Origin of the sequence: Binatus soli (SeqCode), from assembly GCF_050015535.1 — a bacterium.
GTDB classification, from domain to species: domain Bacteria; phylum Desulfobacterota; class Binatia; order Binatales; family Binataceae; genus Binatus; species Binatus soli.
In genome coordinates this window covers 222,611-233,629 of record NZ_JBEKBF010000003.1, presented here as the reverse complement: position 1 = coordinate 233,629, position 11,019 = coordinate 222,611, and the positions used below count along the sequence as shown (strand labels likewise).

12 protein-coding genes are annotated in these 11,019 nt (G+C 60.7%); 8 read left to right on the top strand and 4 right to left on the bottom strand.

Annotated elements, in window-relative coordinates:
- The first annotated feature begins 96 nt into the window (after nucleotides 1–96).
- The 8 genes from ABR989_RS03795 (at nucleotide 97) to ABR989_RS03760 (ending at nucleotide 4,935) form a co-directional block, all read left to right on the top strand.
- Nucleotides 97–456, top strand: a complete 360-nt coding sequence (locus ABR989_RS03795; RefSeq protein WP_428125827.1) for a hypothetical protein — start codon at nucleotides 97–99, stop codon at nucleotides 454–456.
- Nucleotides 457–617: 161 nt separating this feature from the next.
- On the top strand, nucleotides 618–920 hold the full coding sequence (locus ABR989_RS03790) for a hypothetical protein (protein ID WP_428125826.1): 303 nt from the start codon (nucleotides 618–620) through the stop codon (nucleotides 918–920).
- A 404-nt stretch (nucleotides 921–1,324) separates the two neighbouring features.
- Nucleotides 1,325–2,320 (top strand): ATP-binding protein, encoded by a 996-nt coding sequence (locus ABR989_RS03785; protein WP_428125824.1) that lies wholly within the window; start codon nucleotides 1,325–1,327, stop codon nucleotides 2,318–2,320.
- Between the two features lie 49 nt (nucleotides 2,321–2,369).
- Nucleotides 2,370–2,720, top strand: a complete 351-nt coding sequence (locus ABR989_RS03780) for a hydrogenase maturation nickel metallochaperone HypA/HybF (RefSeq protein WP_428125823.1) — start codon at nucleotides 2,370–2,372, stop codon at nucleotides 2,718–2,720.
- Nucleotides 2,717–3,445, top strand: a complete 729-nt coding sequence (gene hypB, locus ABR989_RS03775) for a hydrogenase nickel incorporation protein HypB (RefSeq protein WP_428125821.1) — start codon at nucleotides 2,717–2,719, stop codon at nucleotides 3,443–3,445. The genes ABR989_RS03780 and hypB overlap by 4 nt, the downstream gene beginning before the upstream one ends.
- 319 nt (nucleotides 3,446–3,764) lie before the next feature.
- Entirely contained in the window at nucleotides 3,765–3,938 is a 174-nt protein-coding gene (locus ABR989_RS03770; protein WP_428125819.1) for a hypothetical protein, read from the top strand.
- Nucleotides 3,939–4,351: 413 nt separating this feature from the next.
- Nucleotides 4,352–4,753 carry a BON domain-containing protein gene (locus ABR989_RS03765; protein WP_428125818.1) on the top strand — a complete coding sequence of 134 codons (402 nt, stop codon included), beginning with the start codon at nucleotides 4,352–4,354 and terminating at the stop codon, nucleotides 4,751–4,753.
- 26 nt (nucleotides 4,754–4,779) lie between these two features.
- A complete protein-coding gene (locus tag ABR989_RS03760) occupies nucleotides 4,780–4,935 on the top strand; it encodes a DUF3309 family protein (protein WP_428125817.1) in 156 nt (51 codons plus the stop codon).
- A 24-nt stretch (nucleotides 4,936–4,959) separates the two neighbouring features.
- On the opposite strand, the gene ABR989_RS03755 is transcribed toward ABR989_RS03760, so the two are convergent.
- The 4 genes from ABR989_RS03755 to ABR989_RS03740 all read right to left on the bottom strand — a co-directional run bounded on the left by ABR989_RS03755 (nucleotide 4,960) and on the right by ABR989_RS03740 (nucleotide 10,757).
- A complete protein-coding gene (locus ABR989_RS03755; RefSeq protein ID WP_428125816.1) occupies nucleotides 4,960–7,209 on the bottom strand; it encodes a PAS domain-containing hybrid sensor histidine kinase/response regulator in 2,250 nt (749 codons plus the stop codon).
- Nucleotides 7,210–7,502: 293 nt separating this feature from the next.
- The gene (locus ABR989_RS03750; RefSeq protein ID WP_428125814.1) at nucleotides 7,503–8,336 is read right to left on the bottom strand and encodes an NAD(P)-dependent oxidoreductase; all 834 of its coding nucleotides are present in this window, start codon (nucleotides 8,334–8,336) and stop codon (nucleotides 7,503–7,505) included.
- A 39-nt stretch (nucleotides 8,337–8,375) separates the two neighbouring features.
- Nucleotides 8,376–9,515 (bottom strand): acyl-CoA dehydrogenase family protein, encoded by a 1,140-nt coding sequence (locus tag ABR989_RS03745; RefSeq protein WP_428125813.1) that lies wholly within the window; start codon nucleotides 9,513–9,515, stop codon nucleotides 8,376–8,378.
- A gap of 60 nt (nucleotides 9,516–9,575) precedes the next feature.
- Nucleotides 9,576–10,757: an acyl-CoA dehydrogenase family protein gene (locus ABR989_RS03740; protein ID WP_428125811.1), complete on the bottom strand. Its 1,182-nt coding sequence runs from the start codon at nucleotides 10,755–10,757 to the stop codon at nucleotides 9,576–9,578.
- Nucleotides 10,758–11,019: the final 262 nt, after the last annotated feature.

The window sequence follows — 11,019 nt, the reverse complement described above, 5'->3', positions numbered from 1 at the left end:
GACGCGAAACCGGCCCCTCCCGGCGCCGCTGGTAGCATTGTGGACCAACCCCGGCTAAAACCTTGCTAGAAAGGGCCGTTCGGGCTACACAACGAGTTGGAACCTGAAGTCAAAATGGAAATCCCGGCTTACAAGCATCGTCTACGAGAGTTACGAGAGGAACTCGAGCATGTGAAAGCAAGCGGCCAAGTTGAACGCGGCGAGCGAATCGAGGAGGAAATCGAGGCTCTAGCCCGTGAACTCACTCGCGCTGTGGGTCTCGGGGGCCGCAATCGACGAGCCGCGTCGGATTCCGAACGTGCTCGCCTCAACGTCACGCGAGCAATAAAAACTGCGGTGCGGTTGATTTCCGAAGAGGACAAATCGCTCGCTGCCTTTTTCACCCGCACGATAAAAACCGGCACCTTTTGCGCTTACCAGCCTGATCCACGCCAGCCAGTTCTTTGGGACCTCTAGTATTTGGCAGCAATCCACGAGCTGCTAAACCTCGCGGACTCTGAGCACCGCTCGTAGAGAAGATTCCCGACCGATTCGTTCACTCCTCCCTGACCGATTTGTTCATCGTCCAGTGCACGCCTTTGGAGATGAAGTCTTAACCAGAGGAGGTCTCGAAGAAAATGGAAGAGCTCGTTCAACAAATCCTCACCGCTCCGAGCGAAAATGCGGAGCCTGCGGGCGGCAATGGCGTCCGGTTCGCGCAAAATCGGTTTCTGGACGAGTTACCGGGAGCCGCGTTCGCAGCGATAACGCTCGTCTGGTTGTTTATGTCGCTTGCGAGCTTGACTTGGATGCCCAACCCTCCCCCCAACGACGCAGTTGCCACAATCGGCACACGCGTGGCGCTCGCGGAACTGAAAGTTCGACAGAGCATGGTCGCAAAGAACTCGCGCCAGTCCGGCCACACGCCGGATACTCTGTAACTCCATTCACCAACTCCAGATAGGGCATCTTGCAGGGATGTCCTTCTGGAGTTGGGGTGGTCCGTTGTCTTCCTTCGGACCTCCTGACTAAATCTGCGGCGCGGATGCACGGCGTGCGGGCCGCCGCGCACCGATTGGTGAGCAGGAATCCGGGACGAATCAGGCGGCGAGGCGTTCGTAGCGGTGCTGCAAGCCGCCGACCTGCGCGATGGCGATCGCCTTTTCGATCCCGTGTGGCATACTACGGAATCGGCGGGCAAGCATAGAATAGAGATGATGGATCGCTCGAGCTTATGCATGCCGGCGACACTACGGCGGTGATTCTCAAAACTCTGGACTTTTCGCCGCTTTTGGAGTTGTTGGTAGCCACAGCCATGCAAAGGCCGGATTAGTAAGGAGAACCGATGCAGGACAAAACAATATACGCGCAACTCGCGGAGAACTTGGAGATCGCCGGGCGGAAATCCAAAATGGTTCCGCGCATCCTCGAAAAGCTGCTTGACGAGGCCGAAGCCAGGCTGGTTCTCGCCGCCGCGCCGCCGGCTACGGTTGAGGAGCTTTCCGCGAAAACGGGCATCGATGCAGCCAAAATCGAAGCGATGGTCGATCCGTTGTTCCGAAAAGGCATCCTCTTCAAATCCAGAAAACCGGACGGCATCCGTTACTACCGCGTGCGGCAGGTCCTGCAGTTGCACGACTCCACCGCGGTCATGAACGATCCACCTCCCGGCATGCTCGACCTGTGGAAGGAATACACGCGCACGGAGTGGGGCGAGGAAGTCAGGGTGTTTCAAGCGCCCGTGCTCCGGGTCGTTCCAATCAACGTGAGTATCGAGCCCAATTCACAAGTCCTCGCCTCTGACGATGTCCGCAATTTGATCCACCAGGCTCGGAACATCGCGGTTACCAAATGCTCCTGCCGGGCTATCGACGGCTCCTGCGGACAGCCGGTGGAGGTGTGCCTCCAGCTCGATCGCGCAGCGGATTACTCGATCGAGCGCGGTACCGGCCGCAAGCTGAGCAGCGAGGAAGCCCTGCGCATGTTGGAGATGTGCGAGGAACAAGGCTTGGTGCACGTCGCCGAGAACAAGCAAGGCGTCGGTCACGTGATCTGTAACTGCTGCAGTGACTGCTGCATCAACTGGACAGCGATGAGAACCGGTGTGGGGAAATTTGCGTCGCCCAGCCGCTTCCGCGCTGTGATCGATACCGACGAGTGTAACGGATGCGAGAAGTGCATCGACCGATGCATCTTCGATGCGCTCACGATGATGGTCGATGGCAGCCTTGCCACGATCGACGAGCAGAAGTGCATGGGCTGCGGCGTGTGCCGACCGGCTTGCGTGCTGGAGGCCATCACCATGCAAGTGGTCAGGCCCCAGGAGTTCGTTCCCGCGTAACGAGCCGCAATCGGGGTTCGGCGCGGTCGCCGCGTATCCGAAAGCACGTATGCACGAGTTGCAGATCACCGAGCGCATCCTGGATGTCGTTCTCAAGCATGCCGCCGGGCAGGACGTGAGCAAAGTCGTCCGCATTCACCTGAGAATCGGCGCGCTGTCCGACCTCGAGGATGAGTGGATTCAGCACTACTTTGACTACCTCAGCCGGGGCACTGTGGCCGAGAACGCGCAACTGGCGATCACGCGGACAGGTGCAGTCCTGAACTGCCAGTCGTGCTCCTGCTCCTTCGAAGTCAAGCGGGAAGAGTTGGGGCGCGCGCACTGTCCGGATTGCGGCGAGACGGGTTTGGAATTGGTCGCCGGCCGTGAGTACGTGATCGAAAACATGGAGGTCCTATGAGCGACGCCGTCAGGCTGATCGAAATCAAGGAAGAGATTCACGCCGACAACCAACGGCTCGCGCAAGGCCTGCGATGCCAACTCGAGGAAAAGAAAACCTTCCTGCTGAACGTGATGTCTTCGCCCGGCGCCGGCAAGACCCGGACTATTCTCAAGACCATTGACGCGCTCCGCGACCGCTTCCGATTCGGCGTGCTGGAAGCCGATATCGACTCGATGGTCGATGCGGAGCTGATCGCCGCGCGAGGCATCAGCGCTGTGCAGCTCCGTACCGGGGGTTTCTGTCACCTGGACGCCGCGATGGTGGCCAAGGGTCTCGACGCGCTGGACCTCGACGCTCTCGACGTCGTTTTCATCGAGAACGTCGGGAACCTGGTTTGCCCGGCAGAGTTCGACACCGGCGCCGTCAAGAACGCGATGATCCTGAGCGTACCCGAAGGAGACGACAAGCCGCTCAAGTACCCGTTGATGTTCACCGTGAGCGATGTGCTGCTGGTCAACAAGATCGATTACCTGCCGTTTTCGGATTTCAACCTGGAGGCGATGCGGGAACGGGTGCTGAGGCTCAACCCGCACATCGAGATCTTCGAGATCTCGGCGAAGACCGGCCAGGGCGTTGAGCAGTGGGCCGCTTGGCTGAGCCGCGAAGCGAGCAGCTTCATTGGGTCGGCATCCCGCTCTTCACGGCCGAGGATCGGAAAGTTCCTTGACACTTCGCGCTGCTAGAGTTGAACGGGAACAATCACTCTACGCGCCAATTGGTTCCGCAGACAGGTTGACAGAGAGCGGCGCATCGGAGTGCGTCATCCGCCAGCGCTTCCACGTGCGCTGAGTTTCACCTGAACTCTCTTCGTTTTCACCTGTTGCGGACTTCGCTCTAATCGCCGACTGTGCGAGGCGATTGGCGCTAACCGACGGGAATATACGACCCTTTGGTTATATGAGTAACCTTAATCAACGATCAAAATATACTTTATATTACTAGTCGTGCTACTGTGAGGCCGTGATGAATAGAAAACTAATTACAGCAGTGTATATCTCAACTATGATTCTACTTGGTAGCATGTGCGTGGGCGCGTGCGCCGTGTTCGTGCCGGTAGATACCGGCCCGCCTCCGACCGAGGTCTCGCGGACCACCACTACAACCCAGACCAACGTCCCCGATCAGAGCACCACGACGCAGAAGACCACGGTCACGCAGACCACCGGCTCGAATTGACAGCGCTTCGGCAACTAGCCTTGTGTTCAGAGTAATAATTGGCGGACCGGAAAAGTCCGATCGCCAACTCACAGCCAAAGTCCAAGGGAGAAACTAAAATGAATTCAGTGCAACGATTTGCCATCAGCGTCGTGACTATTGCGGCCTTCACTTGTGTTGCCGGCTGCGGCAGCAGCACCAAGGAAGTTGACAGTACCACTTATATCCCCGCCGCCGCGCCGGCTCAGGTCGTCGTGCAGCCCGCGCCAGTACGGGTGGTTCCTCCTACTACGACCAGCAGCACGTCGAGCGAGCGGTCAAGCAATTCAAGTGATTCGAACAATGCAGGCACCGTAGATAGCTCGAGTTCCCATCACAGCGAATCCACCACCGTGACCCCCAGTAACTAATCGCAGCTCCGGGAGAATACTGCGATGCGAAACAATCGCAATCGAAAAACAACAGCCGTGGCGACATTCGCTATCGCGTCATTGATTGGCGGCGGACTGTTTGCCGTCAATGCTCGCGCCGACCCTGCTTCTACCGACTCCTCGAACTCTGCGTCCCGCGAGAACGACAGTGTAAACGTCACGGCGGAGCATCATTACAACTCCCCGGCTGAACGTGCGAACGACGCGATGCTGATCACTGAGGTCAAGAGCGCCCTTGCCCGTGACGGTGTTGCCAACAACTACCCAGTTGCGGTCGACTGCGATCATGGCAAGATTTTGTTGAGCGGCGTGGTTAAGTCGTCCCAGGACGCAAAGCATGCCGGCGATATTGCGGCCGCCGCACAAGGCGTCACCGGGGTAAAAAATCAGCTGACCTGGCATTAGCCGACCGTCAGCGAGGTTAAATCACGATGCTGTTGATTCTCATCATCTTGCTGATTTTATTCGGCGGGGGTGGCGGCTACAGAACCTATCATCACGGCGCCAGAGATCCGGGCGGCTTGTTGATGCTGGTGCTCATGATCGTTTTGGTCGTCTGGTTAGTTAACGGCGGCCTTCACGTCTGACCATTAGCTCACGTCATCTGGATTTTACGGTGAATGCGCGCGCGGCGGTTCAGGCGCGCAGGCCGCCGCGTTCGTTTCGGCAGCGCGGATCGCGTTGTAAACGGCGGCCACAAGGGTGGCTTTCTTGACCGGCTTGACGACGTACCCATCGCATCCCGCGTCGATTGCTTTCTTCAACGCCTCGGTGAGGACGGAAGCCGTTAGCGCAAGGATCGGGACGCGCCGGCGTCCGGTTCCATTCTCCATCGCGCGTATCGCCCGGGTCGCCGAGTAGCCGTCCACGATCGGCATCTCGATGTCCATCAGCACCAGGTCGTAGATGCCGGTCCTGAACTTCTCGATCGCGGCGCCGCCGTCTTCGGCTTCGTCGATAATGTGTGGCGTCTTCTTGAAGTATGCCTGCACGAGCAACCGGTTGTCGCGCGAATCGTCGGCCAGCAGAATCCGGAGCGGGCGCATTTCGTCGAATACATCGCTGCCGAGGGTCGAATCAACACCGTCGCGCTCGGCTGGCGGGGTGAGTTGCGATGACGCACCACTGGCGCCAAGTGCGCGGCTCAGCGCCTGAAACAGATCGGCGCGCCTTATCGGCTTGATCATGAAGATCTCGACACCCACTTCGCGAGCGCGCTCCATGGTTGCGCGCAGGTCGTCGGAGGTGAGCATCAGTATGATCGGACGGTCGCGCGGCCCGAGCCCGCGACGGCGAATCCGGCGGGCCACTTCTATCCCGTCCATTCCGGGCATCCGGCAATCCAGCAGTACCGCGCGATAGGGGTTGCCGCCGGCCGCGGCGCGATCGATTTCGTCCAGCGCAGCCTGGCCGCTCTCGACACAGGTAACCAGTACGCCCCGCGGGGTGAGCGTCTCGCGCAGGATCATTCGGTTGACGGCAGTATCATCGACGACCAGGATGCGCATGCCGGCCAAGTCCACGCTCGCCGCGTCAAGCGCGACCGTCACAGGGGCAGGCCGGGTCTTGAACTCGGCGGTGAAGCTGAAGGTGCTGCCCTTGCCTGGTTCGCTCTCGACGGCGATCTCGCCATGGAACATCTCGACCAGGCGTTTGACGATCGTGAGCCCTAGCCCGGTTCCTCCATACTTTCGCGTCGTCGAAGAATCGGCCTGGGTAAATGCGCCAAAGATCGAATCGATTATGTCGTGCGGGATTCCGATCCCCGTGTCGGTCACCGAGAAGCGTATCGAGGTGGTGCCCGTGCCGGTATCCGGATGCGCCATCTCGACGCTGAGCACGACCTCGCCGTGGTCGGTGAATTTAACCGCGTTGCTGAGCAAATTAACCATCACCTGGCGCAGGCGCAGCGGATCGCCAACCAGGTTATGCGGCACGTCGGCCGCCACGTAGCTGGCGAGTTCGAGATGCTTCTCGTGCGCCCGCACGCCCATCGTCTCGCCGACCGTGTCGATCAGCTCGCGGATGTCGAAGTCGACTTCCTCGAAGCTGAGCTGGCCGCTTTCGACTTTGGCGAGATCGAGGATGTCGTTGATCAGATGGAGCAGGGTGGCGCCGTTGCTGCGTATGATGTCCAGGTAGTGGCTCTGCTCGGCGCTCAAGTCGCTTTCCGACAGCATGTCGGCCATACCCAGCACCGCGTTCATCGGCGTGCGGATCTCGTGCGACATGCTCGAAAGGAACTCAGACTTGGCCCGCGAGGCCTCGAGCGCGGCTTCACGCGCGGCGATTAGCTGACGCTGCGTCTCCTTAAGCGCGTCGATATCGCGAGTGATCGTAATGCAGCACAAATGTCCGCGGAACTTGAGATTGAGCGCGGAGATCAGGACGGTGTAAGTGCTGCCGTCCTTGCGGCAGAAGGTCGCCTCCATGTTCCTGACCAGGCCGACTCGTTTGAGCTCGGCGACCAGGCGCAGGTGCTCCTCAGCGTTCGCGAATGACCGGAATTCGCGTGAGCGTTTGTCAATAACCTCTTCGCGGCTGTAGCCGCTATTTCGGGTGTACTCTTCGTTGACATCGATGTATCTGCCGGTTTCGAGATTGAGAATCATCATGGAATCGAGGTTTTGCTCGAACACTTTGCGCCATGCCATCTCGCTCTCGCTCAACTTGGCCGCAGTCAGCTCGCCCTCGGCTATGATGCGGTCGCGGTGCGCAACTTCCTGTTCGAGGCGAACCTGCACTTCATGGCGAGCGGCGACCTGCTCGGCCAGTTCGGCGCGGAGAGCTTCGAGTTCGCGCTCGGCGGCCTGGCGCCGGCTGATCTCATCCTCGGCGATATCGGTCTCGGGGCGTCCCATTCTGAATCCAATACTCCTCAGTTCGCGGCTCGATGCCCTCGCAGGTAGAAAAGGAGCAACTGTCGTGCCTCAGAATCGAGGAACGTCGCGAAGATCAGAAAAACTCGAGCGACTGGGAACAGAGACGACCTACGCGAACACCGAAATAGGGTAAGTAACGGAAAGTCGCCGCGCGCCGGAGCTTCATCACCGCGAGTACGACGCGCGCAAACTGTCAGGCGTCCGGGCTGCCGTCGATTAGCTATTCGCCCGTCCCCGTCAGATGCACGGTCTGCGGAGCGCCCAGCGCGTTGTCATTGATCAATGCTCGTCGCGATTCGTTGATAGAGCCGGGCGGCGCCGTCGTAGATCATCGCGCCGTCATCGGGACCGCCGACGAACTCCGCGATCTGTTGCATCTCCGCGACCCAGCGGTACGCCTTCGGGCGCATCGCAGGAACGGCGCGATCCAGCCATGCGAGGAAGTTTGGCTGACTGCGCGCGAGTTCGGCCCGCAGTGCGTCAGCAAGGCCTTCGCGTGCCGCGGCGCCTTGCATCGTCGCGCAGAGCGCGGTGAAGCCCTTGGTCAGTCCGGCGTAACAGAGCTTCAAGCCGGAGGCGGCGCCAACGGGACCGTCGAGGGTCGCAATATCAAGACCGAAGCCGGCCAGGCGTGTCAGCAGGTGAGCATCCGGGCCCGACGCGTAAAAGCGCGGACCCCTGGTGGGATCTTGAGTGCCGGCGGGCGGCGGTCCTCCAATAATGCCGGCGTCGATGAAGCTTGTGGCGCCGAGCAGGTGGCGGATGCGTCGGCAAGTCGCGGGAGAAATCGCGTTGCATTCGACATAGACCGGCTTTACCTGCGCGCGGCCAAGCGGACCGCGAAGGCGTTCGGCGACCTCGACTGCCACGCCCGGAGGAACGATCGAAAGGACGAAGCTCGCGTCGCGCACCAGCAAATCGTCGTCGTTGACTACTTCGATGCCAACGCTGCGAACTCGCGCGGCGCTACCCGCGCTGCGGCCGGCGAGAGACGTCGATACGCGCGCACCGGCTTCGCGAAGCCTGCCGCCCACCGCGGCGCCCATCTCGCCCGCGCCGACGATCGCAACCGTTACAGAGTCTCGATCTCGATGCGAATCGCTCATCGGACCACCCCCCTGCAAAAACGAGTGTAGGATTTCGCGTCAGTAGCGGTTGAGTCGAGCCAGCCGATCGGCGTGGAAGTTCGCATCGCCGAACAGTTCCTGGCCCACGCGGACCCGCTTCATGAACAAGCCGATGTCGAATTCGTCAGTCATTCCGATACCGCCATGCATCTGGACGGCTTCATTCACGGCGAGCGTGGCGCTAAGCCCGGCCCGGGCCTTTGCCACCGACACGATCGCACCGGCGCGGTCGAAGGAATCGTCGAGCGTCTGCAGAGCCTTCAGCACCGCCGAGCGGGTGACTTCAAGTTCGCAGTAGAGGTGAGCGGCACGATGTTGCAACGCTTGAAATTCGCCGATCGGCCGGCCAAATTGTTTGCGTTCCCGCAGATAGGCGACCGTCCGGCTGAACGCTTCCTCGCCGGCGCCGACCATCTCCGCCGCCACGGCAGCGCGGCCGACGTTCAGCACCCCCTCGAGGACGTTCCAACCCGCGTCGACCTTGCCCAGCACATCGTCGGCGCTGACATTTACGTCCTCGAACGTGAGCCGCGCAGCATTGTGCGTATCTACAGTCGGGGTGCGCTCGGCGCGAATTCCCGTGGCGCTCGCGTCAACCAGGAACAGGGTGAGTCCATTGGTATCGCCCGGTTTGCCCGCGCTGCGAGCGATCACGATCAGAAGATTCGCGACGTGACCGTCGATCACAAAAGTCTTGGCGCCGTCCAGCTTGAAGCTGTTGCCCGCGCGAGCGGCGGTCATCGCCGTTTTTTCCGGATGATGCTTTGCGGTTTCATCGACGGCCGGCGTGGCGATCAAATCGCCGGCAACGATTTGCGACAGGTAATTTTTTTTCTGCTTGTCCGTGCCGGCTCGAGCGATCGCGGTTGCGGCCAGAACCGCGGTCGAAAGAAACGGGGAGGGCGTAAGCGTGCGACCCAATTCCTCCATCACCACACCGGCCTCGACGTGTCCAAGCCCCAGGCCGCCGTACTCTTGAGGAACGAGAATTCCGGCCCACCCCATCTCGACGAAGTCCTTCCAAAGCGCGCGCGAGAATCCGTCGGCGTCGCGTTTGTCGCGTAGCGCGCGCAGATGGGCGATGGGCGCATTTTTGCCGAGGAAGCCGCGCGCATTGTCGCGCAGCATCGTTTGTTCGTCGTTGAGAACTAGCGCCATGTGATTAGACCCAGTCGCGATCGATGCTGTAGCGGCCGAATCCGCTGATTCGCCGCCTCTCTAAGCACCGGGCAAGCTCAGTATTCGTTTGGCGATGATGTTGAGCTGAATCTCGCTGGTCCCGCCCTCGATCGAATTGCCCTTGGAACGCAGCCACGCGCGCGCGGTGCGGCCTTCACGCGACCGCTCGCCTTCCCATTCAAGCGCGTCCGAGCCGCCCGCCGACATCAGCAATTCCATCCGCCGCTTGTTGAGTTCGGTGCCGTAGTATTTCAGCAACGACGATACCGCGGGATGTGCCTGGCCCACCTTGGCCATGTCGCCCACCCGCTCCATCGTGAGGCGGAAGGCGAGCGCGTCGATCTCGTACGCCGCGATCTGTCCGCGCAGCGCGGTGTCCGCGAGCATACCGTTGTCGGTTCCAACCGTTTCGCTCGCAATCTGTCCGAGCGAGCGGCTATCCCCGGTGCTGCCCATGCCGCCGATCATGTCGCGCTCATGAGTCAGCAGGTACTTCGCGACATCCCATCCCTTGTTGAGTTTGCCGACGAGGTTCGCCTTTGGCACGAGCACGTCGTCGAAAAACGTCTCGCAAAACGGCGACGCGCCGGAGATCAGGGTGATCGGCTTGGTCGATACCCCGGCGCTTTCCATGTCGAACAGCACAAAGCTGATGCCTTCGTGCTTGGGCGCGCTCGGGTCCGTGCGCACCAGGCAGAAAATCCAATCCGCCTTGTTCGCGTACGTGGTCCAGATCTTCGAGCCGTTGACGAGGAACTGATCGCCCTTGTCCTCCGCGCGGGCTTGCAGCGACGCCAGGTCGGAACCCGCACCGGGCTCGGAATAGCCCTGGCACCATCGAATCTCGCCTCGCGTAATCTTGGGCAGATGCTCGCGCTTCTGTTCTTCGGAACCATATTTGAGCAGCGCCGGCCCGAGCATCGAGATGCCGAAGCTGGTCAGCGGCGGGCGGCAGCCGAGCGCGCGCATTTCCTGGCGCAGAATTTTGGCCTCGTCGCGCGTGAGGCCGCCGCCGCCGTACTCGCGCGCCCACTCCGGTACCGTCCAACCCTTTTCCGCCATGCGCTCGAGCCACAAGCGCTGCGCGTCGGATTGGAAAACCGGATGCCTGCCGCCCCAGCAAGCGTCTTCCTCGCCCTGCACCGGGCGTCGCATCTCGGCAGGACAATTCGCCTCCAGCCAGGCGCGCGTCTCTTTGCGAAAAGTTTCAAGATTATCCATATCTAAGTCTGGTCCTAATACCTTTGCCCGCGCGATTCAAGGATTCCTAATCGGCTCGCGGGTCGATTTCGAGGCCGCGCCCGCACGGTAGGCCAGTATTAAGAAGAGGAAACACCGCGCGCCCGCGGCAGTGGCCGCCCGTGCCAACGGCGCGCGGTTTCTTAATACTGGCCAGCCGTGCCAACGGCCAGGGGTCACCCCTGCACTTTCGGACCCGCACGTTTGCGAACCAGGATCGTGGTGGCTAGTCTGCGATCTCGAT

Coding starts and splice junctions, on each gene's coding strand:
- ABR989_RS03790 (WP_428125826.1), top strand. CDS start 618: ATGGAAGAGCTCGTTCAACAAATCCTCACCGCTCCGAGCGAAAATGCG.
- ABR989_RS03755 (WP_428125816.1), bottom strand. CDS start 7,209: ATGGGACGCCCCGAGACCGATATCGCCGAGGATGAGATCAGCCGGCGC.
- ABR989_RS03740 (WP_428125811.1), bottom strand. CDS start 10,757: ATGGATAATCTTGAAACTTTTCGCAAAGAGACGCGCGCCTGGCTGGAG.
- ABR989_RS03770 (WP_428125819.1), top strand. CDS start 3,765: ATGATTCTACTTGGTAGCATGTGCGTGGGCGCGTGCGCCGTGTTCGTG.
- ABR989_RS03780 (WP_428125823.1), top strand. CDS start 2,370: ATGCACGAGTTGCAGATCACCGAGCGCATCCTGGATGTCGTTCTCAAG.
- ABR989_RS03785 (WP_428125824.1), top strand. CDS start 1,325: ATGCAGGACAAAACAATATACGCGCAACTCGCGGAGAACTTGGAGATC.
- ABR989_RS03750 (WP_428125814.1), bottom strand. CDS start 8,336: ATGAGCGATTCGCATCGAGATCGAGACTCTGTAACGGTTGCGATCGTC.
- hypB (WP_428125821.1), top strand. CDS start 2,717: ATGAGCGACGCCGTCAGGCTGATCGAAATCAAGGAAGAGATTCACGCC.
- ABR989_RS03760 (WP_428125817.1), top strand. CDS start 4,780: ATGCTGTTGATTCTCATCATCTTGCTGATTTTATTCGGCGGGGGTGGC.
- ABR989_RS03765 (WP_428125818.1), top strand. CDS start 4,352: ATGCGAAACAATCGCAATCGAAAAACAACAGCCGTGGCGACATTCGCT.
- ABR989_RS03745 (WP_428125813.1), bottom strand. CDS start 9,515: ATGGCGCTAGTTCTCAACGACGAACAAACGATGCTGCGCGACAATGCG.